The organism is Streptomyces sp. 3N207 (assembly GCF_052246355.1).
Taxonomy (GTDB): Bacteria; Actinomycetota; Actinomycetes; order Streptomycetales; family Streptomycetaceae; genus Streptomyces.
The window spans coordinates 187,589-212,721 of the sequence record NZ_JBQQBV010000007.1 but is presented as its reverse complement, the minus strand read 5'-3'; the positions used below and the strand labels follow the sequence as shown (position 1 = coordinate 212,721).

At 70.9% G+C, this 25,133-nt stretch carries 21 protein-coding genes and 1 pseudogene; 6 read left to right on the top strand and 16 right to left on the bottom strand.

The features are described 5' to 3' along the window. Positions 1-4 precede the first annotated feature (4 nt). A complete protein-coding gene (locus tag ACTWP9_RS13785; protein ID WP_443246381.1) occupies positions 5-655 on the top strand; it encodes a phosphoribosyltransferase in 651 nt (216 codons plus the stop codon). A 41-nt stretch (positions 656-696) separates the two neighbouring features. Here the strand turns inward: ACTWP9_RS13785 and ACTWP9_RS13780 are convergent, their stop codons facing one another. Further along, positions 697-1,575 carry a SigB/SigF/SigG family RNA polymerase sigma factor gene (locus ACTWP9_RS13780; RefSeq protein WP_443246380.1) on the bottom strand — a complete coding sequence of 293 codons (879 nt, stop codon included), beginning with the start codon at positions 1,573-1,575 and terminating at the stop codon, positions 697-699. 510 nt (positions 1,576-2,085) lie between these two features. Here ACTWP9_RS13780 and ACTWP9_RS13775 point away from each other — a divergent pair. Next, on the top strand, positions 2,086-2,325 hold the full coding sequence (locus ACTWP9_RS13775; protein ID WP_443246379.1) for a hypothetical protein: 240 nt from the start codon (positions 2,086-2,088) through the stop codon (positions 2,323-2,325). Positions 2,326-2,334: 9 nt separating this feature from the next. On the opposite strand, the gene ACTWP9_RS13770 is transcribed toward ACTWP9_RS13775, so the two are convergent. The 4 genes from ACTWP9_RS13770 to ACTWP9_RS13755 form a co-directional block, all read right to left on the bottom strand. Continuing rightward, positions 2,335-2,805 (bottom strand): ANTAR domain-containing protein, encoded by a 471-nt coding sequence (locus tag ACTWP9_RS13770; RefSeq protein ID WP_443246378.1) that lies wholly within the window; start codon positions 2,803-2,805, stop codon positions 2,335-2,337. A 268-nt stretch (positions 2,806-3,073) separates the two neighbouring features. Continuing rightward, positions 3,074-4,462: a hypothetical protein gene (locus ACTWP9_RS13765; protein ID WP_443246377.1), complete on the bottom strand. Its 1,389-nt coding sequence runs from the start codon at positions 4,460-4,462 to the stop codon at positions 3,074-3,076. Between the two features lie 128 nt (positions 4,463-4,590). Continuing rightward, positions 4,591-5,772, bottom strand: a complete 1,182-nt coding sequence (locus tag ACTWP9_RS13760; RefSeq protein WP_443246376.1) for a GDSL-type esterase/lipase family protein — start codon at positions 5,770-5,772, stop codon at positions 4,591-4,593. A gap of 81 nt (positions 5,773-5,853) precedes the next feature. Beyond that, positions 5,854-6,423 carry a TetR/AcrR family transcriptional regulator gene (locus tag ACTWP9_RS13755; protein ID WP_443246375.1) on the bottom strand — a complete coding sequence of 190 codons (570 nt, stop codon included), beginning with the start codon at positions 6,421-6,423 and terminating at the stop codon, positions 5,854-5,856. A gap of 187 nt (positions 6,424-6,610) precedes the next feature. On the opposite strand from ACTWP9_RS13755, the pseudogene ACTWP9_RS13750 reads away from it, so the two are divergent. Next, positions 6,611-6,742 (top strand): annotated as a pseudogene (locus tag ACTWP9_RS13750) (GntR family transcriptional regulator); the annotation flags it as partial. 58 nt (positions 6,743-6,800) lie between these two features. Here ACTWP9_RS13750 and ACTWP9_RS13745 read toward each other — a convergent pair. From ACTWP9_RS13745 to ACTWP9_RS13725, 5 genes are all read right to left on the bottom strand, one after another. After that, positions 6,801-7,931 carry a methyltransferase domain-containing protein gene (locus ACTWP9_RS13745; protein ID WP_443246374.1) on the bottom strand — a complete coding sequence of 377 codons (1,131 nt, stop codon included), beginning with the start codon at positions 7,929-7,931 and terminating at the stop codon, positions 6,801-6,803. 8 nt (positions 7,932-7,939) lie between these two features. After that, a complete protein-coding gene (locus ACTWP9_RS13740; protein WP_443246373.1) occupies positions 7,940-8,143 on the bottom strand; it encodes a hypothetical protein in 204 nt (67 codons plus the stop codon). After that, positions 8,143-8,829 (bottom strand): radical SAM protein, encoded by a 687-nt coding sequence (locus ACTWP9_RS13735; protein ID WP_443246372.1) that lies wholly within the window; start codon positions 8,827-8,829, stop codon positions 8,143-8,145. The genes ACTWP9_RS13740 and ACTWP9_RS13735 overlap by 1 nt, the downstream gene beginning before the upstream one ends. A 626-nt stretch (positions 8,830-9,455) precedes the next feature. Continuing rightward, positions 9,456-9,731, bottom strand: coding sequence for a DUF7848 domain-containing protein (locus ACTWP9_RS13730; RefSeq protein ID WP_443246371.1), 276 nt, complete (start codon positions 9,729-9,731; stop codon positions 9,456-9,458). After that, positions 9,728-9,952: a hypothetical protein gene (locus tag ACTWP9_RS13725; RefSeq protein WP_443246370.1), complete on the bottom strand. Its 225-nt coding sequence runs from the start codon at positions 9,950-9,952 to the stop codon at positions 9,728-9,730. Before ACTWP9_RS13725 ends, ACTWP9_RS13730 begins: the two co-directional genes overlap by 4 nt. Before the next feature lie 142 nt (positions 9,953-10,094). On the opposite strand from ACTWP9_RS13725, the gene ACTWP9_RS13720 reads away from it, so the two are divergent. After that, a complete protein-coding gene (locus ACTWP9_RS13720; protein ID WP_443246369.1) occupies positions 10,095-10,967 on the top strand; it encodes a helix-turn-helix domain-containing protein in 873 nt (290 codons plus the stop codon). Continuing rightward, positions 10,964-11,170, top strand: a complete 207-nt coding sequence (locus ACTWP9_RS13715) for a DUF397 domain-containing protein (RefSeq protein WP_443246368.1) — start codon at positions 10,964-10,966, stop codon at positions 11,168-11,170. Before ACTWP9_RS13720 ends, ACTWP9_RS13715 begins: the two co-directional genes overlap by 4 nt. A 166-nt stretch (positions 11,171-11,336) precedes the next feature. Here the strand turns inward: ACTWP9_RS13715 and ACTWP9_RS13710 are convergent, their stop codons facing one another. Continuing rightward, positions 11,337-11,780 carry an SMI1/KNR4 family protein gene (locus ACTWP9_RS13710; RefSeq protein ID WP_443246367.1) on the bottom strand — a complete coding sequence of 148 codons (444 nt, stop codon included), beginning with the start codon at positions 11,778-11,780 and terminating at the stop codon, positions 11,337-11,339. Between the two features lie 70 nt (positions 11,781-11,850). Then, positions 11,851-20,259, bottom strand: coding sequence for an SDR family NAD(P)-dependent oxidoreductase (locus tag ACTWP9_RS13705; protein ID WP_443246366.1), 8,409 nt, complete (start codon positions 20,257-20,259; stop codon positions 11,851-11,853). A 534-nt stretch (positions 20,260-20,793) separates the two neighbouring features. Here ACTWP9_RS13705 and ACTWP9_RS13700 point away from each other — a divergent pair. Beyond that, entirely contained in the window at positions 20,794-21,555 is a 762-nt protein-coding gene (locus ACTWP9_RS13700; protein ID WP_443246365.1) for a 3-hydroxyacyl-CoA dehydrogenase, read from the top strand. A gap of 61 nt (positions 21,556-21,616) precedes the next feature. Here ACTWP9_RS13700 and ACTWP9_RS13695 read toward each other — a convergent pair whose 3' ends face one another. From ACTWP9_RS13695 to ACTWP9_RS13680, 4 genes are read right to left on the bottom strand one after another with little or no spacing between them, the layout of a single operon-like run. Beyond that, positions 21,617-22,726: an acyl-CoA dehydrogenase family protein gene (locus ACTWP9_RS13695; RefSeq protein ID WP_443246364.1), complete on the bottom strand. Its 1,110-nt coding sequence runs from the start codon at positions 22,724-22,726 to the stop codon at positions 21,617-21,619. Further along, positions 22,719-23,009 carry an acyl carrier protein gene (locus ACTWP9_RS13690; RefSeq protein WP_443246363.1) on the bottom strand — a complete coding sequence of 97 codons (291 nt, stop codon included), beginning with the start codon at positions 23,007-23,009 and terminating at the stop codon, positions 22,719-22,721. Before ACTWP9_RS13690 ends, ACTWP9_RS13695 begins: the two co-directional genes overlap by 8 nt. Positions 23,010-23,011: 2 nt before the next feature. After that, the gene (locus ACTWP9_RS13685) at positions 23,012-23,872 is read right to left on the bottom strand and encodes a 3-hydroxyacyl-CoA dehydrogenase family protein (protein WP_443246362.1); all 861 of its coding nucleotides are present in this window, start codon (positions 23,870-23,872) and stop codon (positions 23,012-23,014) included. 22 nt (positions 23,873-23,894) lie between these two features. Then, positions 23,895-25,118 (bottom strand): cytochrome P450, encoded by a 1,224-nt coding sequence (locus ACTWP9_RS13680; RefSeq protein ID WP_443246361.1) that lies wholly within the window; start codon positions 25,116-25,118, stop codon positions 23,895-23,897. Positions 25,119-25,133: the final 15 nt, after the last annotated feature.

Below are 25,133 nucleotides of genomic sequence, written 5' to 3'. Positions count from 1 at the left end.
CCCGATGCGATACCCAGACCGCATCCAGGCAGGCCGCGAACTCGCCGCGGCCCTGAGCGAGATGCAGCGTACGGAAGAGCTTCCGGACCCGCTGGTCCTGGCGCTGCCCCGGGGTGGCGTACCCGTCGCGGCCGAGGTGGCACGTGCACTGCACGCGCCGCTGGACGTGCTGGTCGCCCGCAAGATCGGCCTGCCGGGCCGGCCGGAGTACGGCATCGGAGCCATCGCCGGGGAGGACCCGCCGGTCTTCGACCAGACGGCCCTGGAGATGCTCGGCCTCACCGAGGACCGGCTCTCTTCGACGGTGGCGCACGAGCGGACCGAGATGCACCGCCGCCAGGATCTCTACCGCGGCAACCGCCCGGAGCCGCGGATCGAGGGCCGTACCGTCGTCCTCGTCGACGACGGGCTGGCCACCGGTGTCACGGCGCGGGCCGCGCTGCGGTTTCTGCGGCGGCAGCGGCCAGGTCGCCTCGTGCTGGCGGTCCCGGTGGGCTCGCCGCAGGCCGTGCAGGCGCTCAGCCATGAGGCGGACACGGTGGTCTGTCTGCAACAGCCCGCCGTCTTCGAGGCCGTCGGCCTCTGGTACGAGCACTTCCCGCAGATCAGCGACGAAGAGGTCACGGAAGCACTTCACTTGACGACAACCCGCTGACTGTGCGCCCGCGCCCCGAAGGGGCGCGGGGAACTGCGCGCTCAGCCACAGCCAAGGCGCGCCCGGCCACCCGCACCAGCCCCGACGGCGGGTGCCGCACCCTCCGGACGGCGTGCCCGGCCGGGGTGCTCGACCTGACGGCGTACCCGCTCGAAGCTCTTGGACAGCAGCCGGGAGACGTGCATCTGCGAGATGCCCAGCTCCTGGCCGATCCGGGACTGCGACATGTCGCGGAAGAACCGCAGGTACAGCACCCGGCGCTGCCGTTCGGGCAGTTCGCGCAGGCACGGCTTGACCGCTTCCCGCGCCACCACCGTGTCGTACTCGGCCTCGGTGTGGCCGAAGGTGTCGGCCAGCGAGAAGCCGTCGTCGGCACCGGCCGACATCGAGGCGTCCAGGGACAGCGAGCGGAAGCTGCCGAGCGCCTCCATCCCGGCCGCCACATCCTCCTGGGGCATGCCGGTGTGCTCGGCGATCCGCTCGACGGAGGGGGCACGGTCCTCGACCGTGGTGCTCAAGTCCCGCACCGCGGACCGCACCTTGTTGCGGAGCTCCTGGACACGGCGCGGTACGTGCACGTCCCAGGTGTGGTCGCGGAAGTGGCGGCGGATCTCACCGGTGATGGTCGGCACCGCGAACGGCACGAACGGGGTGCCGAGCGCCGGGTCGTAGCGGTCGACGGCCTTGACCAGACCGAGCGCGGCGACCTGCTCCAGGTCCTCCAGGGTCTCGCCACGGTTGCGGTACTTGGCAGCCAGCCGGTGGGCCATCGGCAGCCACGCCTCCACGAGACGGCCGCACAACTCCTCCCGCTCGGGACCCTCCGGCAACCCGGCCAACTGCTCGAAGTCCCTGGTGGTGTCGGGAGCATCGTCATGGCTGTGGCGGGTTCGCTGGGGCCGGTACCGTACGGGGCACATGGGATCTGGCTCCTCCCGGTGTCGCTGACACGTGGACAACCGCGGGAGTAGCGGATTCGGGTGACGCACCCGGGGCCCGGGCAACACACCCGGGGTGACCTACTGCGGTCGCCTCCCGCGGATGTGCCTGTCCTCCCAAGCACGTGGTCTCTTGTGTAACCGAGCCAAGGGCCGGTAAACCCCTCGATCGGGTCCCGACGCGTCGGTCGGAGGCGGGGCGGCACCGGCGGCTGTTCTTCCAACCTGCCGGTGCCTCCGTGCGGCGACGTCGCCACACGTACCCGAGTGCGTAACCGCTCAGCGCCACGTCAAACAGCCGACCGAACAGCCGGTGCGCGAGTGCGGGGACGGAGCCGGGAGCGCCCCGGCACGGAGCGGTGGCAGTCCCACCGGCAACGGCCCCACCCGGGGGCGGCGGGGGCCGAGGGCGTAAGGTCGGCGTCTGGCCGCCCGCACGCACCATGTGGGTGGCCGGTTGTCTGTCCGTACCCTCACCAGGAGCTGTTCTGCATGCCGATCGACAACGCCACGGGCCCGCCCATCTACAACAGCCTGATCGAGGAGCACGGCGACGTGCCCGGCGATGTGCGCCAGGCCGCCGAGGTGCTCCAGCAGGAGGCACAGCAGGCGGTGGACTTCTCCCCGGTGCACCACCGCCACCCCAGTACGGGAAGACCGGAGGCTTCCGAGCCCCCGGCGTCCGGTCCCGCGCCGCAGGCCCCGCGGCCGCATCGATACGCGGCCGAGTAGCCGGGCGCGTCAGCCGCGGGGGATCCGTATCCGGTGGAGGGCGGCGGCCAGGTTCTTCCGGACGGGCTTGGGTACGGGGGTTCCCTCGGCACCGGCCACCAGTGCTGCGGCCACGCTCCGCAGCTTGATGTTGGAGTGCTGGGAGACCCGCACCAGGACCTGCCAGGCCGTCTCCGCGTCGCACGGCGCAAGGGCCATCACCATGCCCCTGGCCTGGTCGATGACCGGGCGGGTCTCCAGCGCCTGCCGCAACTGCCCGACCTCCGCGCTCAACTCCTCGACCTGCGCGGCCAGCCGCTCCCGCTCCAGGTCGGCGGAGTCGGCCTGCGAATGCTCCAGCACCTCCGCGACCTCGGACCCCTCCGGGGGTTCCGACACCTCCGCGGCCGGAGCCGCTGCCGCCTCGCCCGGCGGCACATCTCTGCGCCGCGAGCACTCCGCGGCAACAGAGGTACGCACAGAGCCGGTTGCGGCACTCATCGACGTCTCCCAGCGCTCGGACGGTCCTTCACCGCGCGGAGCCTCCGCCTCCGGAAGCTCCCGTACTCCGGACACTTCCGAGCCTGAACCCACAGCCCCGGTAGCAGCAACCCCGTACCATCCGCACGTTTCTGCGCAAAAACGGCACCGGGGGCTGTGTCCCCAACCCACCGGTGCCTTCGCAGGACGAGCTCACTCCCGCGCACTTGGGCACGTAACCATGGAAACGGCAGGTGAAACCCGCGCCTGTCCATGCGCGTTGGGCTCCTCAGAAGCCGCCGCCGAAGTCCCCACCGCCGACGCCACCGCCGCCGCCGTCTCCGAAGCCGCCGCCGAAATCGCCGGAGTCGAAGTCGCCGCCGGAGAAGTCGCCGCCGCCGAAATCACCGTCGGGCGCTCCGCCGTAGCCGTACGCGTACGGGCCGCCCAGCGCGCTGCCCAGCATGGTGCCCATCAGCAGACCGGGCAGCAGGGCCCCGCCGAAGTATCCGGCGGCCCATGGGGCGTACACCGGCCCGGCCTCCCAGTACGGCCGGGGCCCTTGCGGGGTGCCGACCTCGCGGGCCATCGGCTCGTCCCCGTCCGCCAGCCGGGTCGCGTCCGCGGCGCAGACCGGCACGGTCCGCTCCGTACCGCCCGGTGGTGTCCACTGCGCATCCTCCACCGACGGGCCGTGCCGGGGGTCGAAGAAGCAGGGCGGACGGCGCTCGGGCAGCGGTTTTCCGCCCAGCCGCGCCTCCAGGGTGGCGAGGGCGAAGCGGCCCTCCCCCAGCGCCTCGCTCACCCGCCGTACGTCCCGCGGGCTGCGGGCCGCCGACATCGTCGTCTTGGCGTCCTCGTACGAGTCGAGGGCCCGCGCATAGTCCTCGCGCGCCGCGTCGGCCTCCTCCCGGGGTACCCGGCCGGCCGCGGTCGTAGGGTCGAAGCCGATCCGGCTCAGCTCCTCGCCGAACGCGGTGATGTCCTCGTCCACGACCGGGCGCAGCTTCTCCAGCGCGGCCCGGTTCTGCCGCTCCTGCCGCCTGCGCCCGCCCATGCTCACCAGGAAGGCGCCGCCCGCGGCCAGCAGCAAGAGGATGCCGAGCGTCACGATGGCGGCGGTGCCGCCGCCGGTACGGCCGCCGTCCTGCCCCGCGCCGCCGCCGTCCCAGGACGCCGGAGCCACGCCGTCCGCCTGCTCGAGTGCCTGGCCGGTGAAGTCGGTGACCATCGCCCTCGGGTCGCCCGGGTGGGAGCGCTCCACGGCGCCGGCCACGTTCTGGACCGCGTCGCGCGGCATGACCTGGTGGTCCGCGCCCGCGTCGAAGCGGTTACCGAGGGCTACCGCGTAGACGCCGGTGATGCCGGTCTCGGTCCGCAGGTCCCGCAGCAGCGTCTGCCGGTCGAACCCGCCGTCGGAGGGCAGGACGGCGACGAGGACCGGTTTGTCGGCCTGTTCGATCTTGTCGCCGAGGGCGTCGGCCGCCCGCGGGGGCAGTACGTCGCGGGCCCGCGGATCGACGTAGACGGGGCCGTCCCGCAGGGCGTTGGCCGCATCGTCGACCCCGCCGCCGTCCGCGGCGCGCGGCCCGGCGGCAGCCGCGACCACCAGGAGCAGCGCGGCCACCACGGTCGCGAGCACCGAAGCGAGACGGAGGATCCGTCGTACGGCATTCATGTGATCACAGTACCGCAAATAGGACATTTAACGCTGGTGATCACCGGCCGGTGCGGAGCCCCAGGCCCCTCCCGTGCTCCGTCCACTCCTCCAGGGCGCCCACCGCGTCCCAGCCGCCGCCGGTACCGTCAAGCGCCCTCGGCGAACAGCCCTCCCTCGCCGAGAACGAGCTCGGCGAAACGCTCGCCCATGCGGCGGTGGGTGGCGGGGTCGGGGTGAAGGTCGTCGGGCAACGGCAGCTCGGCGAAGTCCGCCGCACCGTAGAGCTCACGGCCGTCGAGGTAGTACAGGTTCGGATCGTCGGCGGCCCGCTGCTCCACGATGCGGGACAGCTCTGCACGGATGACACCCAGCGTCAGCTTTCCGCTCGCCCGCTCCGCCGGATCGCCCGCTGCCCGGAACCGCAGCTGCCCGGAGCCGGCCGCGTCGAGGTCCGGGAGGCAGGGGCCGGGCGTGTCCTCGTGGATGGGGCAGTGGACGGGCGAGACGACCAGCAACGGCGCGGTGGGATGGCCCTCCCGGACGGTGTCGAGGAAGCCGTGCACCGCGGGGCCGAAGGCGCGCAGCCGCATCAGATCGGCGTTGACCAGATTGATGCCGACCTTGACGCTGATCAGGTCCGCCGGGGTGTCCCGCATCGCCCGTGCGGTGAACGGGTCGAGCAGCGCTGCGCCGCCCAGCCCCAGGTTGACCAGCTCCACGCCGCAGAGCCGGGCGGCCACCGCCGGCCAGGTCCCGGTCGGATGCCGGGCGTTGGAGCCGTGGCTGATCGAACTGCCGTGGTGCAGCCACACTTTGCCGTCCGGGGTCGGCGCGGGTTCGACGGGGGCGTCGGTGCGCAGGGCGACCAGTTCGGTGGTCTCGTCGTGGGGCAGCCAGATCTCGACGTCCTTGAGGCGGTCGGGCAGACCGGTGAACCGCAGAGTGCCGACGGGGCCGGGTTCCGTCCCGGCGGCCCCGGTAGCCATGTCGATGGTCAGGACTTTGCCACCGCTCACCCCGGCCTGGTCGGCGAGACGGCCGTCGACGAGCAGGTCGTACACCCCGTCCGGACGAGGCGGGACCCCCACGTAGACCCGCTTGGTCGGCAGCGTGTCCAGTTCGACGGCGGTCGCCCGAGTACGGAAGACCAGCCGTACGCCGGACGGTTGCGACTCCGCCATGGCGAGCTGCCCGTCCGCGCACTGTGCCCGGGCCCGCGCCGGCAGCCGGTGCGGCAGCAGACCGTGCTCCGTACGCTCCAGTTCGAGGGCCCCGCGCACCAGGTCGGCGGTGAGGGGTGTGGTGATCCAGTCGTGTTCGGTCTGCATAACCTCAGCCTCTTGTCGGTGTTTTCAGCCTCTGGTCGGTGCCTTCCGGATGGCTGCCCGAATGCGCCGTGGGCGCCGGGATCAGGGCGCGGGCCAGTTGCGCAGCAAGGCGTCGAGAGCGTCCAGCATCCGGGCCCAGGTCTCCTCCGTGTCGGGAGCGCTGTGGCTGAACCCCCCTCCCATCTCCAGGCTGACGTAGCCGTGGAAGACGCTGCCCAGCATCCGGACCGCGTGCGTCTGGTCCGGCTCCGTCAGGTGGTAGCCGCGCAGGATCGCGCGGGTCATCTGGGCGTGCCGGACGCCTGCGCCGGCAGCGGCCGTCTCCGGGTCGAGCCGCGTCTGGGCGGCGGCGTAGCGCCCGGGATGCTCCCGCGCGTAGTCGCGGTAGACGTTCGCGAAAGCGGTCAGCGCGTCCTTGCCGGCCCGCCCGGCCAGGGCGTCCGCGGCCCGGTCGGCGAGCTCCTCCAGCGCCAGCAGCGCAATCTTCGTCTTGAGGTCCTGGGAGTTCTTCAGGTGCGAGTACAGGCTCGCGACCTTGACGTCGAACCGCCTGGCCAGCGCCGAGACGGTCACCTGGTCGAAACCGACCTCGTCGGCCAGCTCCGCCCCCGCTCGGGTCAACCGTTCCGTAGTCAGCCCCGCCCGCGCCATAACCTTCCTCCCGTTTGATCGAGCCCATGCTGCATCTCCCTAAACCTTTTAGGCAAATCCCGGGCGCCCACCTGAAGCTTGGCCCGCAGTTAGCGGCGCCGCGTGCTGTGGCCGCCCTGAGGTGGCGAAGCGGATGCGGAAGGGGCTGCGGATGCGATGGCTGTGACCGGCGGGGGGGGGCGGCAGGCAGCGGTATGGGGTCGCACGGGACACCGCCCGGCGGGCCGTCCGTTATCTGCGGGAAGAGGGCTACGTGCGTACGGTTCCGCAGCGCGGGTCGTACGTCATCGACCGGTCAGAATTGGAACCTGACGCGTAGGGGCTCCTGGCTGTCTGCTGCGGCCAGACGGCAGACAGCCAGGAGGCCGTATGGGGTGTCAGCCGTACGAGGCAGACCATTTGCCTCGCGTGAAGTGGCATGCGCCGTCGGGCGTGATGTGCACCCGGCTGCCGTAGATCGGTAGACCACCCTCAGCGTTGAGTCGATGCCGGACGCGTTCCAGCATCGTCCACAGCTGCCGCGGGCCGCCCTGGTGGACGGTGGGCGGATCGATCCACGTCGCCGAGGCCCGCGCCCATGAGCCGTCGGCGTGCACCAGCCATGCCGTACGCTGCCCGCCGCGTTCCTCGTAGTAGGTCTCCACCCCGGGGGCGGCGAGTTCGAGCATGGCGCGTACGTCCCACGCTTCCGCGACGTTGAGCACCGGATAGCGTCCCTCGGTCACCTCCTCCCCCTCACGGTCCCGTACGGCCGCGAACAGCTCGCCCGTGCCCGGTGGGTAGTCGGCACCCTTGCGGGTACTCATGAACCCGGCGCGGTCCCACTCGACGACCCCGCGGGCGCTGCCGTCGTCGTCCTTGTCGGCCGTGACGATCACGTGCATACGGGCGAGGGTGGTCACCAGTCGTCCGCCGGGACGGAGCGCGGCAACCACACTGGCGAGGTTGCGCAGCGCGACCATGGACACGATGCGGTCGAAGTCCCCCGGGAGCGGTTCCGTCGCGTCGCAGGTGACCACCTGGGGGGACATGCCGAGCGAGGCGAGCCGTTCGGTCGCTGCTGCGGTCAGGTACGGGTCTACGTCCACGGTCGTGACGTGCTTGTCCCCGAGGCGCCGCGCCGCAAGGGCGGTACTGGCCCCGGTGCCGGTGCCGATCAGGCCAAGGTCGGCCCCGTCGTACAACAGTCCGTGGCGCAGCATCCGGACCACGAGGCCGGGCATGGTGCTGGACGAGGTAGGCACTCCGCGCGGCTGCTCGTCGGGGCTCGCGTCGTCGGCGTGCAAGCAGCCGACCCGGGTCGCCAGGGACGTGTCGGAGTAGGCGGCGCGCAGCCATGCCGACTCGTCCGCCGGACCCTCGCGCAGCGTCCATCTGCCGCCGCCCGCGGGTTCCCACCACCGGGGCACGAAGACGTGCCGGAGAGTGGAGGCGAGGGCAGCGCGCCACCGGGAGACGGGCGGGGTCACCTCGGCCGCGAGCCGTTCGGCATGGGCTTTCCAGTCCATCGGCCGCCTCACTCCTCGTACTTGGGTTCGCAAGCTTCCTGTTCCGCGGGCGAGCAATCACCGCCGTCCAACGCGGGCTTGCAGTCAGGGTCACACGGGTTGGCATCCGCGCGGGCCGGAACCGCGCGCAGCGCCTCGGCCCATGCCTTGCCGCCGAGGATTGCGGTCAAGCCGTGGTCTCGTACATTGCCGGTGGTCAGCCATCGCGACATCACGCACGGGTCACCTCGCCGGAGGGCAGGACGGCCGCTTGTCCATGCCCGCACCGCCCGCACAGTTCCGCCGAGTCCTTCCCGGTCCCCGGCAGCGAGGCGCGGCCGAGGCGCCGCGTCCGGTCCATGCGGATCTTCGTCACGCCGAGTGCTTCCAGTTCCCGACGTGCCTCGATCACGCGCTGTCCCGGCAGAACGGACACGATGCCGACGCGCAGCGGAATGCCTCGCTGTACGGCCTCGGCGATGTTCGCCCGAGTGCGTTCGTAGCTCCCTGGACGGGTGGTGATCGCGTCGTGTTCCTGGGCGCGGTCGCTGTAATAGCTGGTAGCCAGCCTCACGCCCTCGCGGGCGAGCAGACGCCACCAACCGGGCTTGATGTGGAACAAGTTGCTGTAGACCTCGACCCGAAGGCGGAGGCTCAACGCGTGGTCGACCAGCTCTGCCCATGCCGGGTGCGTTGTCGGCTCGCCACCGACGAGCTGCACCTCACGAGCGCCCATCGCCGCCGCGTCGCTGATCACGCGTCGCCAGTCGCTGGCCGTCATCGCACCGTGCGTGCCGTTCGGCCCCGACTCGGCGAAGCACTGCGTGCACTGCAGTTGACAGGCTCCGGTGATCTCCAGCCCGACAACGCTCGGCGCAGTCGTCGGTGACGGTGCCGGGCCTTCCATGACCGTGCTCATTTGCCGCTCCCTTGGTGGCGGTGTGCTGCTGTGATACGGCCGCCGGGTCGATGCCCGCGCGGGTGGTGCCCGCCCCCTGCCGGGGGCTCGGTGTGGGAGAACCGTGAACCGGTCGTCCCCCGGCAGAGGGCGGAGCCTTCATAGGTAGAGCTGTTTCTTGCACTTGCGGCAGTAGGTCTTGCCGTCGCGCCGCTCGGTCTGCCGGTGCTCGCACGTCTTGGTATCGGTCATCGCGACTTGCCGACTTGCAGGGCTGCGGGGAATCGCTCCCGCTTGCCTGCGGGGCGGCCGGTGACGGCCGCCGGACTCACCCGCGGGCAGAGTTCGCGGCGGGGGTGCATGCACAGTCGCGGTGAGCGTGGCCGGCTGAGCGGTGCCGTCGGCGGGCGCGTCCCGGCTGTATGACTGGCAGCGCACTATGCGGTCAAGCTCCGCAATGCATGGGCCGCACGCGTACACGTCGCCTGTCGCACCCGGAGTGTGCACGGAGCCGACCCACAGCACGCGCACACCATCGCGGCGGCAGTACAGCCAACAGGCGCCCTTCATCCACGGGTTACCGTCGTCCGTCTGCGCGGCCAGTGGCCAAGCGTTGCGCCACTGGCGTTCGGCGGCCGGAAGGAAACTCACGCCGTCCCTCGCTTCGCCTGCGCGAGTTCCTCCAGCCCTGCCAGGGGCTCCATGACCGCGTGGTCCGCGAAGCACCGCCAGTAGCGACGGTGTCCGGTCTCCTGCGTGTGCCTGCGCTGCCACTCTTCCACCGGCTCCGGGCTGGGGTGCGGTCCGGACTCCGCGCCACACTGCTTCCCCTCCCCGGACACGCACTCGGCTTCGTAGGTGGACGCTGCCGACTCGTCCCGCGCAATCACGTAAGGGACACCGCGAAAGCCCCGCCGGGTCACCGCTCCGCCCCCTTCTCGATGACAGCCGCCAACTCGCGGGCCACGGGAACGGAGCACTCGCCGAGACTCACCAGGGCATAGCCGGCGCCGTCGGCATGCAGCAGGGGACGCACGTCCATGGCGGGGAGCTGGATACCCGCCCGCCGCAACGCCGAGCCGAGGGCCTCGCGAGCCTCCCCAGCTTCCCTGATCTTCTTCACCGTTTGCTGCTCCGTCGTCATGGCTTTCGCTCCGAACGCCTGTTGTTGTGCACCCTCATTGGGTGGGTGGCTACGATCTGTACATCAACCATCACCGCCCATAGCGGCGTTCAACAGTCGCTTGGCCATGACACAAAACAAGTCATGGGGGAGGGATACACACATGACCGTCGAGACCGGTGAACCTGACCCCACAGCTTCACTACTTGCCTTCTTCGGAACGGAGTTGACCCGCATCCGAACTGAGCAGAACCTCTCCCAAGAGAAGACAGCGAGGTTGGCCCACACCACTCAGTCAATGCTCAGCAAGATCGAGGCGGGCAAGCGTGTGCCGTCGAAGGAACTGGCCCACGACCTTGACGAAGCTCTCAAGACCGGCGGGCACTTCGGGAGGCTGTACCCCCTCGTCATCCGCTACGCGTATCCCTCGTGGTTCCTGCCGTTCATCGAACTTGAGCGCGACGCGGTGTCTATGAGGGTCTTTGAGTCTCAGATCATCCCCGGTCTTCTACAGACGGAGGATTACGCCCGCGCGATGCTGGCAGCCGTCAGGCCGGACAACCTTGACGATCTCGTTGCTGCCCGCATGTCTCGGCAAGAAGTCTTCGAGCGGGATACTCCGCCCCGAGCGTGGTTTGTAGTGGACGAGCAAGCTCTACGGCGTCCCATCGGAGGGGCGGAAGTATGGAGTGCGCAGCTCGAGCACTTGCTCAAGGCAGGCGAGGACCCACGAACCGTGATTCAGGTGGTCCCCCTCAAGGTCCTTGCGCACCCTGGGCTAGCCGGTCCGTTTACGCTCCTTCGCTTCGAGGAAGGGGCGCAGCCGCCAAGCCGTACCGGCTCCGCGCCGCCACGGCGTAAGGACGCGGCGCCAGATGTTCTATACGTCGATGGCTTCTCCCAGGGCCGAATTGCCTTGGACACGAGCGAGGTAGCCGCAGGCGCACACGCATATGATTTGCTCAGGGCGGTTGCCCTGTCGCCCGAAGAGTCCGCCGAACTGATCGGCGGCTACCTGGAGGAACCGGAGCAATGACCAGCGCAAGCAAGCTCCCCGCCACGTGGCGGAAGAGCAGCTACAGCACCAACGGCGGTAACTGCGTGGAGGTTGGTGAAGGTCTCAGCAGGGTTGTCCCCGTCCGGGACTCCAAGGACCCGCACGGCCCGGCGCTCGTGTTCGAACCGTCCGCATGGTCGTCGTTCATCGCTACCGTCCAAGGCGGAGAGTTCGACGCCTGAGCATCTGGAACAGACCCCCGAGTGACCGGCCCTCGCCACGCGGCGGGGGCCGTTGTCGTGCCGGAACACGGAGCGGCGACACCGCACGCTGCGGCACCTGACCGCGCGAGCTGGGCGCCCGGCCTGTGACCCGGCCGCCGATGACGGCGGCGGTGTCACTTGCCGTTCAGTGGTACCAGCCGTCGCCGCCGTCGTCGCCGGCGCGGCGTTCGAGGTAGTCCCGCAGAGACTGGGCGACGCACTTGCGCTCATCGGTCTCGTGGTCCCACACGAAGACGTCGTCGGGGCGACCTGCCGGGACGCGCACGTACGCGAACAGGTCGCCGCCGCCGTTGTCGGCCATGAACATCAGCTGGTCGAAGGACATATAGAGCGCGGCGAAGTCGGAGCTCGCGCGGAACTCGGCGTTCTGCTCGATGATCTCCTGTGTGGACCACACGAGCCCGGACCCGTACTCGTCACGCACTCCGTCGGCCTCGTGCAGCAACCGGCGCAGCGCGTCCGGGACGGGCTGTCCCAGTCGGCGCTCGACCTGATCGATCTCTTCGTCCGAGGCGGGCGCAGCGAACTTGGCACCCTTGTAGAGCCGCGCGATCAACTCTCGCCACATCGCACGAGCGTATCGAGCCCGGTGTCAGGGCACGCCGGCAGCGTCATGGACAAGGTCGGGTGGTCGGTGGTCATCCGCGCCCTGCCTGCTCGGTGCTCGCGTTCAGCGCGTCCAGTTCTTCCTCACTCATGCTCTCCACGAGTGCGATGACATCGAGGCTCTGCTGCTCCGCGTCGGACGTCCCGGAAGCCTGCTCCGCCTCCGACGGCCAACCTCCGCGGCCGATCCAGTAGCTGCCGCCCTCGAATGCTGTCGGAGGCAGTGGGGCGAGCGGGCGCGGACCGTTGTGCAGCCTGCGCCAGGGCACGTCGCCGCCGCGTACCCACAGCTCGGCGAGGTGCTCCAGGTCGCGGTCCTCGACGAGACCGGCCAGGAACGCCTCACCGCGGGCGCCGGAGAGCATCGCGCCCAGCGGGCCGGCGTCCTCCTCGGCGTTGCCCGTGTGGACGGTCACAGCGGTGTCACCCGGCTCGGCCTCCCCGTCGTCCGCCAGATACCGGGTCAGCGCCTGACGCAGCTCGTCCAGCGAACCGACGACCGCCGCGAGCCGTTCGGGCAGCGCTTCACGGCCCAACTGGCAGGTGTACGCGACGTCGGCCAGGCTCACCGACCCGGCGTCGCCCTCCACGAACGCGAGCAGCCGCTCCGCCGCCGTGCGCAGCCTCGGGCCCGTCTTCGCGGACAGCACCACGAGCTGGGGCCCGGAGTCGTGGACGTCCGCGACAAGGTCCGCGCCTGGCGGGGCCTCGACGACCAGGCTGACGTGACTGCCGCCCGCCGCGGACGAGTTGACCAGCGCGCGGAGTGGGGCCGAGTCCTGCCGGGGCTCCCAGTGCGCGGGCCGCTCGCACAGTTCCAGCGCCGTGCCGTCCAGGGCGAGGTTGGGGTTGGGGGTGCCGACCTCCGTGAGGGGGGCCAGCTCCCCGTGCCGCAGTTGCAGGATCACCTTGGTCAGCTGGGCGATGCCGGAGGCCGCCTCCGGATGGCCCAGGTTCGACTTCACCGTGCCGACGGGCACCGGCTCGGTGACACCGTCGAACACTTCCCGCAGCGCGCGCAGTTCGATCTCGTCCGACATCGAGGCACCGTTGGCCGCTGCCTCCACGTAACCGATGGAGTCCGCCGCCACATCGGCCTGTGCCAGCGCCCGCCGTATGACGTTCACCTGGGTACGGCGGCTCGGCATCATGAAGCCCGACGACCGGCCGCTGTGCATGGAGGAGGTGCTCTTGATCACCGCGTGCACCTGGTCCCCGTCGCGCAGGGCGGCGTCCAGCGGCTTGAGCAGTACAGCGCCGACGGCCTCGGCCGGCAGGTAGCCGTCTCCGTCGCGGAAGCTGCGGCTGCCCGGGTGGCTGCCGAGCAGTTGCAGCTCGGACAGGGCCAGATACTTGTCCGGATGGACGGTGAGGTTGATGCCACCGGCGACCGCCAGCTCGGTCTCACCGCGGCGCAGATCGACGCAGGCCAGGTGGATCGCCATGGCGGAGGAGGTGCACATGCTGTCCACCGCCAGGCTCGGGCCCTCCAGCCCGAAGAAGTGCGAGACGCGATTTGCGATCATGTTGTACGAGGTGGACGAGGTCAGCGCCGCGAGCACGGGGTTGGTGTCGTCGGCCCGGTAGAGCTGGTACGCCGCCCCCACATAGACCCCGACGCGCCGTTCGTAGCGCCGGTGGAGGTCGTTCTGGGTCACGCCCGACTGCTCCATCAGCTGCCACACGGTCTCCAGGAACAGCCGCTGCTGCGGGTCCATCTCCGCCGCCTCCCGCGGGGACACCCCGAACAGCAGCGGATCGAACCGGTCGATGCCGTCGAGAAAGCCGCCCCATCCGGACGGCCGCGTGCCCGTGGTTTCGGTCGCCGAGTCGAGCAGCGCCTTGTGGTCCCAGCGCTCGGCGGGAACCTCGGTCACGCAGTCCTTGCCGGTCCGGAGGTTGTCCCAGAAGGCGGCGAGGTCGTCGGCCTGCGGATACCGTCCGCTGACGCCGATGACCGCCACGTCCCCGCCGGAACCCGGCCGGCCCTCGCCCTGCGGGAGAGGCGCCGTCCGGGCCCGCTCCTGCGCGACCGCCGCCGTCGCGCGGGCGGGCGCGGCCTCCCGCGCGGACGCGGCCTCCTGGGCGTGCGCCGCGTCCGCGGGCACCGTCCCGGAGGAGGCGGGCTGCCCTGTCTCGGGCGACGGCGCGGACGGTTCGGGCGACGGCGCGGGCGGTTCCGACTCGGCGGGCATACCGAGCAGCGCGCGCAGCTCGTCCGGGTGGTCGGTCATGAAGTAGCGGGCCAGTTCCCGAACCGACTCGACCTCCAGCAGCAGTGTCCGGGACAAGCGGCCGAAGGACTCCTCCAGCTGGGAGATCACATCGACAGCGATCACCGAGTCCATGCCGTAGCGGTCCAACGGCGCGTCCGGAGCCAGCCTTTCGGACCCCAGCTTGAGCGCCGAGGCCAGCACGCGCCGCAGATGTTCCACCGCGCGGTCCTCGAGGAGACGGTCGGCAACGGGGTCCTGGGCCGGGGCCTTGGCGGCCGGGCTGCCGTCGGCCACGGCCCCGTCGGCCGGTCCGGACGCGGCACTCTCCTGCGCATCGGCCTGCATCGGCGATTCCTCCTCGGGTGTGGTGAGTTCGGTGAGCAACCGCGCGCGCTCGCCGACGAGAACGAGCAGCCTGCCCTCCGCCGGACCGGCTTCCGCCGTCAGGGCGTGATGCAGCGCCGCCAGCCCGCGGGCGGTGTCCAGGGGCGCGAGACCGGCGCGGCGCAGGTGCTGCCGTACGGCGTCGCCGCCCATACCGCCCGCTTCCCACAGCGGCCAGCCGATGGACACCGTCCTTCCGCTGCACCGGCCGTCCTCGACGAGCCGGTTGCGGTATGCGGCGTAGGCGTCCATGAACGCGTTTCCGGCCGCGTAGTCGGCCTGTCCCGCGTTGCCGAAGGCGCCGGCGGTCGACGAGAAGCAGCAGAAGAACTCCAGCGGCTGGTCCCGGCTCAGCTCGTCGAGGTTGACCAGCCCCGAGACCTTGGGGCCGAGGACACGTGCGAGGTCCTCGGAGCTCTTGCGCAGCAGGAAGCCGTCGGCCAGGACGCCGGCGCTGTGCACGATGCCTGTCAGCGGCCCGTGGTCGTCGGCCACACGTGCCAGCAGTCGCGCCACCGCGTCCCGGTCAGTGACGTCGACGGCCTGGTAGTCGACCGTCAGGCCGGGCGCGCGCAGGGTGTCCAGGTCCCGCCGCCGTTCCTCGTCCAGCGGCGACCTGCCGGTGAGAACCACGGTGGCGTGGTCGACCGAGGCGGCGATGTCCTCCGCCACGATGCGGCCGAGGCCGCCGGCGCCGCCGGTGATCAGATATACGCCGCCGGTCCGCCATGGTGCGGACCCGCGCGTGGCGCCTTCGCCGGCCTCCGCGAGCCGCCCGACGAGTCGCCGGCCGTCCCGGTAACGCACCTCCGGCTCGGGCTCGGGCACCGCCGCCTCGGCCGCAAGACGAGCGGCGACGGTGGTGGCCGCCGCGCCGTCCAGGCACTCAACGTACTGGGTGCGCAGCAGCGGCTGTTCCGAGGTGGCGGACTTCAGCAGGCCCGCAAGGCCGGCCGAGCAGGCGAGGAGCTCACCCGCGGTTCCGTCGCCGGACGGGACGGCACCGGCCAGGACGACCTGGAACAGCAGCGGCTCCCGTACCCCTCCCGCCATTACCTCCCGGACCAGGGCGAACAGCCGCTGGGCTGCGTCGCCGTACCAGACGTCCGGCGCACCGTCGGCAAGCTGAAGGAAGTGGCATACGGCACCGGAGGGGAGCGCGGCACGCAGTCCGTCACGTCCGTCCGTGCCCAGCCGGCCGAGGATCACGACGTGGTGGGCCTGGAACGTACCTTCGTTCGCGTGGGCGGTGCCGTCGGCGCCGGGTTCCGGTAGCTCCCGCGCCGCCCAGTACGGCCGCAGCAGCACCATGTCGCCTTCCGGCTCCGCGGGCGCTGCGGCTGCCGGGGCCGCGAGCGGTGCTCGCCTCGGCTCCGTACCGTCGGCCGGATCGAGGTCGAACCAGCAGCGGTCCTTGGCGAAGGGATATCCGGGCAGACCGACGCGCCGGGCAGGCGGCCCCGCGGGGCTCAGATCCTCCCAGTGCACCGTCGCCCCGTGCGCCCAGAGGCGCAGCAGTTCGTCGTGTTCGCCGTGTTCGGTCCACGCGGTGACAGCGCCGCGCAGTGCGGCCTCACCGGCTGCCGTGGGCGCCTGCCGGCCGGGGCCGACGGTGCCCCGCACCCAGGCGGCCGGTCCGCGCGCGGTCTCGTCGGCGTTCGCGGCGTCCGTACCGGCGAGGAAGGACTCCAGCCGCGCCCTGGCGTCCGCCATCGTGGTGGCGGCGAAAGCCAGCCGCTCGTCCAGCGCCATGCGGCCCACCTGGAGCGTCCAGGCGACATCGGCGAGTGCGTCTTCGGGCAGCTCCGTCAGCCGGGTGCGCAACCGGCGGGCCTGCTCGGCGAGCTGCTCCTCGCTCTGCGCGGAGAGTACGAACAGCGCGGGGCGACCGGCGGTGCCCGACGGCGCGGGGAGCGGAGCCGGTTCCGGCACGTACTCGGACAGCACGACATGGACGTTCGACCCGCCGGCGCCGAAGCCGGACACCCCGGCGAGCCGCGGCAGCACCCGGGTCCCGCCCGCCTCGTCCGCCACGACGGGCTGCTGCCAGGGCTCCCTGCGCTGCTGGACCCGCAGCGGGGTGCCGTCGAAGTCGATATGCGGGTTGAGCTTGTCGGAGTGCAGGCTCGGCACCAGCTCGCCGTGGCGCAGCTGCAGCAGCACCTTGGTGATGCCGGCGATCCCGGCCGCGCCCTCGCAGTGCCCGATGTTCGACTTCACGGAGCCGATCGCACACGTCCCCGGCGAACCGCCTGCCGCCTCGAACGCCCTGGTGATACCGGTGACTTCGAGCGGATCGCCCAGTGCGGTGCCCGTACCGTGCGCCTCCAGATAGCCGACCGCCGAGGGATCGACGCCGGCGGCGGCGAACGCGTCCGCGATGACCTCGCCCTGCGCGGCGGGCGACGGAACCGAGTAGCCCGTGGTGCGTCCGCCGTGGTTGAGCGCTGTTCCCTTGATCACTCCGTGGATGTGGTCGCCGTCGGCGACCGCCCGCGCGAGGGGCTTGAGCACGACCGCGCCGACACCCTCGCCGGGGACGTAACCGTCGCCGCCCTCGCCGAAGCTGCGGCAGCGGCCGTCGCTGGAGAGGAAGCGGCGCTGGCTCAGCAGCACGAACTTGTTCGGGTGGGAGTGCAGATTCACCCCGCCTGCGACCGCCGTCTCGCACTGTCCGCTGCGGATGGCCTCACAGGCGAGGTGGATGGCCGTCAGCGAGGACGAGCACATGGTGTCCACGGTCATGCTCGGACCGTGGAAGTCGTAGAAGTACGAAACCCGGTTGGCGATGCTGGAGGCGCTTCCGGACAGCGCCGTGTACCTGCCCCGGTCCTGCGCCTGTGCGCCGTAGAGCTGGTACTCCTCGTACATCACTCCGACGAAGACGCCGACCCTGCCCGGTGGTGCGACGGCCGCGGCGGGACCGTCCGGGTCGGACGCGGCGCGGGCCAGCAGCTCGCCGGTGTATCCGCTGTCCTCCAGGGCGTGGTGGGCACACTGGAGGAACAGTCGTTCCTGCGGGTCCAGCAGCTCGGCCTCGTGCAGGGAGATCTGGAAGAACAGCGGGTCGAACTTGTCGATGTCGTCGATGAAGCCGCCCCACTTGGCCGTGGAGGAGCCCCCGACGTCGGCGTACGTCCGGTGATCCCAGCGCTCCGCGGGGACTTCCCGGATGCAGTCGCGGCCGTTGCGGAGGTTCTGCCAGAACTCGTCCAGGTCCGCCGCCTGCGGATAGCGACCGCTGAGGCCCACGATCGCGATGTCGCCGCCGGCGGGCCGCGGAGCGACGGTGCCGGCTGCGGCGGCGTGCTGGGCCTGCGGCTCGTCCTGCTGGGGCTCGTCTTGCTGCGGCTCGGCCAGGGTACGGGTGCTCAGCCCGGTCACCTCGGCACACACCCGGCCGTCATCGTCGAGCAGGGTGATGTCGAGCGGCCCGGCGCCGGGACCGCTGCCGCCGCCGGGCTGGTGCCGGATCCAGGCGTACGCGCCAGCCGGTGTGGGGGCGGGTGCCTCGACCCGCTGGACCGAGAACGGCAGTGCGGCGCGGGCCTCTTCGCCGTCCCCGCCCTCCCGTGCCGGGGCCGTCAGTCCGATCACTGCCTGGAGGGCGCCGTCGGCGATGCTCGGGTGGAGTCGGCAGCCCTCCACCTCGCGCGCTTCCTCGGGCAGGCGGAGGCGGGCGAGCACCTGGGGCCGCCCGGAGCGGTCGGTGCCCACGTGCAGCTCCGTGAGGGAGCGCTGCGCCGGGCCGTAGTCCATGCCCACACTGGCGTACAGGTCGTAGATGTCGGCGGCGGAGACGGTCCGCTCGGAGCACAGGGCCCGCAACTCGTCCAGGGACGGCGGGGTCGGGGCGGCACCGTCCACCAGGCTCGCGCGGCCCCGGCCGCACACCGTCAGCTCTCCGTCCTCGCTGACCGCGTGCAGCGTGTACTCCCAGCCGCCGCGCGGCACGTCGTGCACGGTGACGCGCAGCTCCAGGCCCTCGGGCCCGCAGAGCGCCGGGCGGAGCCAGACGACGTCGTCGAGCTGCACTGTGCCTGCGTTGCCCGCGCCGTCCCCGCCGTCCCCGCCGTCCGCGCCGCCCGCGCCGCCGTGCGCGGCTTCGACTGCGGCGCGCGCCATTTCCAGCTGCACGACGGCGGGGAGCAGGCGGCCCCCGCGGACCTTGTGGTCGCGGAGGAAGGGTTCGTCGCCGTCGAGCCGGGTGCGGTACTCCACGACGCCGTCGCGCCGGCTGACGTGGTGCAGCAGGGGATGCGGCGTCTCCTGGGGGCGAGTCTTCTGCGGGCGCGTCTTCTGCGGACGTGCCTCCTGCGGGCGCGGCTCTTCCGCCGGGCGGCCCGCGACCTGGTGGGCGACGGCGTCCACAGTGAGGTGGTCGGCGAGCGAAGCGGCGGTCAGCGCCGACCCGAAGCGTTCGTTGAGCCGCGCGGCGAGGCGGGCGCGGAGGGGCAGATCGAGGCCGTACTCCCCCAACTCCCCTTCCGCCGCGATGTCGTGGGGCTCCACCTCCAGCAACGCGGCCAGCTCCTCGACCACGGCGCTACGGGCGGAGGGCTGCTCCGCCCGACCGGTGGGCGCCGCCGGGGCCTCGGCCGCCCGGCGCTCGGCGACCTGCCCGCTCAGCCAGGCCGCCAGATCCGCGGGCGACCTGTGCTCGAACACCACCGTGGGCGACAGCGAGAGCGACAGCCGCTCTTCCAGCTCGGGCACCATCGAGACGAGGTCGGCGGAGGCCAGGCCGATGTCGTAGAAGCTCGCCCCCGTGTTGACCTGTCCGGGCGGCAGCGCCAGCCGGGCCGCGACCAGTTCCGTCACCACCTCCGCGGCATCCGGTGCGCCGGTGGCTGCGGAAACGTCGCCGGCCGGCCGTGCGGCGGGCATGCCGGTGGCCGGCCGTGCGGCACCCTGCTGCGGCTCGCTCCGTACGTCGAGGGTGTCGGCGGAGCGCACCCGCTTGGCGACGATGCGGTTCAGCTCGGCGACCTGCTGTCCCGTCTCGTCGTAGAACTCCACCGCGAGCTGCATCAGTTCTTCGTCCCGGTGCGCCGAGTCCGCCGGCACCCGGACGAAGCAGCGCCTGCCCAGCGGCGCCGACGCGCGGAACGACTCGAAGACCAGCGGCAGATAGAGATCCTCGGCCGCTTCGCCCTCGTACAGCATGTGCAGGCCGACGCCCGCGCCGAGCACCCCGGCCTCGAACAGGGCGGGATGGAAGGGGAATGCGTCGGCGGTGTCCTGGTGGGCGGGGTCCAGCTCGACTTCCGCCACCCAGTCCCCGGAACGGTGGTGTATCCCGCCGCCGACCTTCATGAGCCCGGAGTGGACGAGCTCCAGCCCTCTCAGCCACGCGTACAGATCGGCCAGCGGGGTGTGCCGGTGGGCCCCGGTGATCGGCAACGTCAGCCGCTCCCGGAAGGCCGGGAGGGTGTGCCGGTGCGCGTTCACCGTGGCGTGGACGACCTCGGGGCCGCCCTGCCCCTGGCCGCCCTGCCCCTGGCCGCCCTGCCCCTGGCCGCCCTGCCCCCGGGCGTCCTGCCGCGAGCTGACGACCTCGATCCTGCACCCTCCCGCCGCTGCGGGGCGGCCTCGGACGGTGGTCGGCACGCGCTCACCGGGGGCGGCGACCAGCGGAGCGAGGATGGTGAGGTTGCGCAGCTCGACCTCGGACGTGTCGTAGCCGTGCCGGGAGAGGACCTGGAGTATCAGGTCCACGTAGCCGACTCCGGGGAGCAGATGCCGCCCGTGGACGACGTGACCCTGCAGCAGTGGGTTGTCGGCAGTGACGGTGAAGGTCTCGTCGAATGTCAGCCGTTCGGGCATCGGTATCCGTCCCATGAATCAATATCCGTCCCCGCATGGCAACGGACCGGCAGGCGTCCGACAGGCGGGCATCTTCACAGCGAATGGCTCGTCGAAAACACGGTATGCGGCCCTGTCGACGGGCAGCAGAAATCCGCCGCCTCGCTGAACAGGATCGAGCAGTCGGCGCACCGACAAACGTCGGAGGCCCGGTTCCTGCTACCCGTGAAAAGTAGGTGACATCTCCCCGTAGTTCCCCCGTTGCAATTTCCGTCCCCGTAGCCGTCGACGGCAGAAACTTCGAATGTTATCCGGCTTTGCGGATTCTCGGCCGTCTACGACTGTCGGCAACGCTATCTAAACCGGGCGACAAGTGGCAACCCTCTCCGGGAATCGGCCCTGGAGACCGTCGAACGCTCAACAAGAGCGGGTGCGCAGGGGTTTGACCCTCGCCCGTAACCACCCGGCGGGAGGCGGGAAACCACCGGTTCCGTCTCCCCCTGTGATCGCCGGGAACTATGCTGATCGAGCCATACTGGCCAACTTCCACAGCGACAACAGGGGGAATGCGTGAGGATCGAAGGGAGTGTTGCGCTCGTTACCGGCGGAACGTCCGGACTCGGTCTGGCCGCGGTACGAAAGCTGCACAGCAGCGGCGCATCCGTGGTCATCATCGGCCGGTCTTCCTCGCCCGGCGAGCAGATCGCGAAGGAGCTGGGTGAGCGGGTCGTTTTCTCACCCGGAGACGTGACCAAAGAGGACGATGTCGCCGCCGCGATCCAGCGCGCCACAAGCCTTGGCACCCTGCGCATCGCGGTGAACTGCGCCGGGATCGGCAATGCCGTCAAGACGGTCGGGAAAAACGGCCCCTTTCCGTTGGCCGCCTTCAGCAAGGTTGTCCAAGTCAATCTCATCGGCACCTTCAATGTCATACGTCTCGCCGCCGCGCAGATCAGTAGGGCCGAGGACGACGGCGAGGAGCGCGGCGTCATCATCAACACCGCTTCGGCGGCGGCTTTCGAGGGGCAGATCGGGCAGGCCGCCTACTCGGCCTCCAAGGGAGGCATCGTGGGTATGACCCTGCCGATCGCCCGCGATCTCGCGGAGTGGAGGATCCGGGTGGTCACGATCGCGCCGGGACTCTTCCGCACCCCCATGTTCGACTCCTTCCCCGAGTCCACGCTTGAGGCGCTCGGTAACCAGGTGCCGCATCCCGGCCGGCTGGGAGATCCGGCGGAGTACGCCTCGCTCGTCTCGCACGTCGTGGAGAACCCGATGCTCAACGGCGAGACGATCCGGCTCGACGGCGCCCTCCGGATGCCGCCCAGGTAGCCGGCGCCGCCGCCCGGCCCGCGACTCGGCGCGGGCCGGGCGCCTCCCCCTGGCCGGCTCCTCACTGCGCTGTCTTCACGGCGTGCTCCGCCAGGATCAACTGGCAGATCTCGTTGCTGCCTTCGATGATCTCCATCAGTTTCGCGTCCCGGTACGCGCGTGCCACGACATGGCCGTCCCGCGTCCCTGCCGATGCCAGTACCTGGACCGCCGTCGAGGCTCCCTTGGCCGCGTTGCCGGCACTGACGTGCTTCGCGAGCACGGTGGCGACGACGAGGTCGGGAGAGCCGGCCTCCCAGCATTCGCTGGCGTACGCGCACGCCTGGGTCGCGACCTGCTCGGCGACGAACAGCTCGGCAAGGTGCCGCTCCACGAGCTGGTGGCCGGTCAGGAGCTTGCCGAACTGCGTCCGGGAACTCGCGTGCCGGGCCGCGGCGTTCCGGCACGCGCGCAGGATGCCCACACAGCCCCAGGCGACCGAGATCCTGCCGTACGCGAGTGCGGCGGTGACCAGCAGCGGCAACGGCAGGCCGGGCCCTCCGAGGATGCTGGAGGCCGGGAGCCGGACCGAGTCGAACCGGACGTGGGCATGCCCCGCGGCACGGCACCCCATCGGGTCGGCGACCCGCTCCACGTGCACCCCGGGTGCCGAGGTGGGCACCACCACCGCGGCGGCGCCACCGTCGCACTTGGCGAAGACGACCAGCAGGTCCGCGTAGTACGCACCGGTGACCCACACCTTGTGGCCGTCCAGCACGAGCGAGTCGCCGTCGAGCTCGACCGTGGTGCTCATCGTGGACAGATCGGAACCGGCGTCCGTCTCGCTGAACCCCACGGCCGCCAACTTGCCGCTGACCAGCTGCGGCAGCAGAGCCGCCGACTGCTGCGGACCGGCCAGCCGCTGGATGGTCCAGGCCGCCATGCCCTGGGAGGTCATCACGCTGCGCAGCGAACTGCACCGGCTCCCGGCGTGCGCGGTGAGCTCTCCGTTGTCGCGGCTGCCCAGGCCGCGCCCGCCGTGGCCGGCGTCGACCTGGGCACACAGCAGGCCCTCGGCGCCGAACTTCCGGAGCAGTTCACGGGGGATCTCCCCGGCGAGGTCCCATCCCTCGGCCCGGTCGCCGACGAGCTCGTCGACGACCGCGATCTCGTCGGCGAGCCGCTCAGGCACCGTCGGCCGTCTCAGCCGTGTCGCGCAGCCGGAGCACCAGTTCCGTCATGGTCTGCACCGTCCGGAAGTTGTCCAGCCGCAGGTCGGTGCCGACGATGGATATGCCGTACTCCTTCTCCAGGTGGACGACGAGCTCCATGGCGAACATCGAGGACACAAGTCCGGAGGAGAAGAGTTCCTGTGCCGGCGCGACCGATGTCTTCGTCTTCGCCTCCAGGAAGCTCAGCAGCGCCTTCTCGATGGATTCGGCGTTGACGTCCTCGGTGTGCTGTTCAGTCGTCACAGTTATTCCTTTCCGTATGCGTAGAAACCGCGGCCGGACTTGCGGCCGAGTTCACCGTCGCGCACCTTTGCCAGCAACAGGTCACAGGGCTTGCACTCTTCGGCACCGGTGCGCTCGTACAGCGCGGCGAGCGAGTCGGCCAGATTGTCGAGCCCGATCATGTCCGCGGTGCGCAGCGGGCCCGTCGGGTGTCCGAGGCACCCCTCCATCAGCTCGTCGACCGCTTCGACCGTGGCGGTGCCCTCGCCCACGATCCGCGCCGCGGTGTTGATCATCGGGTGGAGCAGCCTGCTGGTCACGAACCCCGGCGCGTCCTGTACCAGCACGGATCGCCGGTTCAGCGCGGTCAGCAGCGCGACCAGCGCTTCGACGGTGGCCTCGCTGGTCTGCGGGCCCCGGCTCACCTCCACCATCTCGATCAGGTAGGGCGGGTTCATGAAGTGCGTGCCGAGGAGTTCTTCGGGCCGTTCGGTCCAGGCGGCCAGCTCGCTGATCGGAATGCCGGAGGTGTTGGTGATCAGCGGAGTGCCGGGCCTGACCGCGGCCGACGCCTCCGTCAGCACCTTGGCCTTGACCTCGGGTGACTCGGTCACCGCCTCGATGACGGCGGTCGCCTCCACCACGTTCGGGAGAGCCACGGTGGTGACCAGCTGGCCGGGGGTACGGCCGGCCGGGAGCACGCCCATCAGCTGGGCGTGCCTGAGCTGATGCATGATCCTGGCGCGCGCGTCTTCGAGCGTCTCCTCGTCGACGTCGACGACAACGACGGGTATGCCGTGTCCGAGCACCAAGGCGGCGATGCCCGAGCCCATCACACCCCCGCCCAGGATGGCGACCAGATGGCCGGTCGGTTCTTCACTCATGATCGGGTCCACTCCTTCAGGTTCATACTCGGACCGGCAGCCGGGCGGCGCCGCGCAGGCTCCGCAGGCCGTTCCATTCGACCTCGCCGTCCATGCGCAGGCCGGGGAAGCGGCGCACCAGTTCGCCGATCGCCACCCTGCCTTCGATACGGGAGAGCTGCGCGCCGAGGCAGTGGTGCATACCGCTGCCGAACGAGAGATGCTTGCGCGCCTTCTCCCGCCGCACGTCGAATTCCTCCGCGTCGGGGCCCCAGAACTCCTCGTCGCGGTTGGCCCCGGCCAGGTTGGCGAGGATGAACGAGCCGGGAGGGATCTCGTAGCCGCCGACGTGGTAGGGCTCCAGCGTCACCCGCCTGCTGGTGTGCACCGGGGGTTCGTAACGCAGCATCTCCTCCACCGCGTTCTCGCCGAGCTCCGGCTCGGCCCGCAGGAGTTCGAGCTGCTCCGGGTTGCGCAGCAGGGAGAGCGCGCCACCGGAGATCAGGTTCACCGTCGTCTCGTAACCCGCGACGTAGAGCATGGTGACCTGGGCGACCAGCTCGTCGTGGCTCAGCTTGTCCCCGTCGCTCTCGGCGGCGATGAGAGCGGTGAGCAGGTCGTCGTCGGGCTCGCTCCGCTTCCGGGAGACGGCGTCGCTGACCAGCTCGAAGATCTCCACATCGGCTGCCTCGATGACCCTCATCACCTCGAGGTCGGTGGTCAGCTCCACCGAACGCATCAACAGGCTGGTGAGCATGCGCAGATGCTTGGTGTCGATCGGCGGCATGCCCAGCATCCGCGAGATGACGGCGAACGGCAGCGGGAACGCGAGCAGTTCGACCAGGTCGCCTCCCCCTTCCTCGGCGATGTCGTCGAGCGCCTCGTCGACCAGCTCGCGGACCATCGGTTCGAGCGCGTTGATGGCGCGGGTGGTGAATGCCTGCTTGACCAGCTTGAGCAGCCGGTCGTGGTCCGGCGGGTCCAGGTCCAGCAGGGCGAGCCCCTTCAGCCGCGGCTTCTCCGTGACGCCCGCCTTCGCGTACGCGTCGCGGAACGGCCCCGGCGCGACATGGCGCTGCTCCACGGAGAGTCCGCTACGCAGCAGCGCTGACACGTCGTCGTAGCGCGAGAGCATCCAGAAGCCGCCCGGGTGATGGTGCACCGGCACATGCCTGCGCAACTCCGCATAGTGCGGATAGGGGTCCTCCATGAATTCCTGCGTGAACGGATAGAAGATCACGGACTGATCCTGCGGCACGGTACTCATCGCTTGCCTGCCTCT

What these genes read in the sequence shown, in the direction of transcription:
- ACTWP9_RS13785 (WP_443246381.1), top strand. Translation starts at nt 5, where the DNA reads ATGCGATACCCAGACCGCATCCAGGCAGGCCGCGAACTCGCCGCGGCC.
- ACTWP9_RS13780 (WP_443246380.1), bottom strand. Translation starts at nt 1,575, where the DNA reads ATGTGCCCCGTACGGTACCGGCCCCAGCGAACCCGCCACAGCCATGAC.
- ACTWP9_RS13775 (WP_443246379.1), top strand. Translation starts at nt 2,086, where the DNA reads ATGCCGATCGACAACGCCACGGGCCCGCCCATCTACAACAGCCTGATC.
- ACTWP9_RS13770 (WP_443246378.1), bottom strand. Translation starts at nt 2,805, where the DNA reads ATGAGTGCCGCAACCGGCTCTGTGCGTACCTCTGTTGCCGCGGAGTGC.
- ACTWP9_RS13765 (WP_443246377.1), bottom strand. Translation starts at nt 4,462, where the DNA reads ATGAATGCCGTACGACGGATCCTCCGTCTCGCTTCGGTGCTCGCGACC.
- ACTWP9_RS13760 (WP_443246376.1), bottom strand. Translation starts at nt 5,772, where the DNA reads ATGCAGACCGAACACGACTGGATCACCACACCCCTCACCGCCGACCTG.
- ACTWP9_RS13755 (WP_443246375.1), bottom strand. Translation starts at nt 6,423, where the DNA reads ATGGCGCGGGCGGGGCTGACTACGGAACGGTTGACCCGAGCGGGGGCG.
- ACTWP9_RS13745 (WP_443246374.1), bottom strand. Translation starts at nt 7,931, where the DNA reads ATGGACTGGAAAGCCCATGCCGAACGGCTCGCGGCCGAGGTGACCCCG.
- ACTWP9_RS13740 (WP_443246373.1), bottom strand. Translation starts at nt 8,143, where the DNA reads ATGTCGCGATGGCTGACCACCGGCAATGTACGAGACCACGGCTTGACC.
- ACTWP9_RS13735 (WP_443246372.1), bottom strand. Translation starts at nt 8,829, where the DNA reads ATGAGCACGGTCATGGAAGGCCCGGCACCGTCACCGACGACTGCGCCG.
- ACTWP9_RS13725 (WP_443246370.1), bottom strand. Translation starts at nt 9,952, where the DNA reads ATGACGACGGAGCAGCAAACGGTGAAGAAGATCAGGGAAGCTGGGGAG.
- ACTWP9_RS13720 (WP_443246369.1), top strand. Translation starts at nt 10,095, where the DNA reads ATGACCGTCGAGACCGGTGAACCTGACCCCACAGCTTCACTACTTGCC.
- ACTWP9_RS13715 (WP_443246368.1), top strand. Translation starts at nt 10,964, where the DNA reads ATGACCAGCGCAAGCAAGCTCCCCGCCACGTGGCGGAAGAGCAGCTAC.
- ACTWP9_RS13710 (WP_443246367.1), bottom strand. Translation starts at nt 11,780, where the DNA reads ATGTGGCGAGAGTTGATCGCGCGGCTCTACAAGGGTGCCAAGTTCGCT.
- ACTWP9_RS13705 (WP_443246366.1), bottom strand. Translation starts at nt 20,259, where the DNA reads ATGGGACGGATACCGATGCCCGAACGGCTGACATTCGACGAGACCTTC.
- ACTWP9_RS13685 (WP_443246362.1), bottom strand. Translation starts at nt 23,872, where the DNA reads ATGAGTGAAGAACCGACCGGCCATCTGGTCGCCATCCTGGGCGGGGGT.
- ACTWP9_RS13680 (WP_443246361.1), bottom strand. Translation starts at nt 25,118, where the DNA reads ATGAGTACCGTGCCGCAGGATCAGTCCGTGATCTTCTATCCGTTCACG.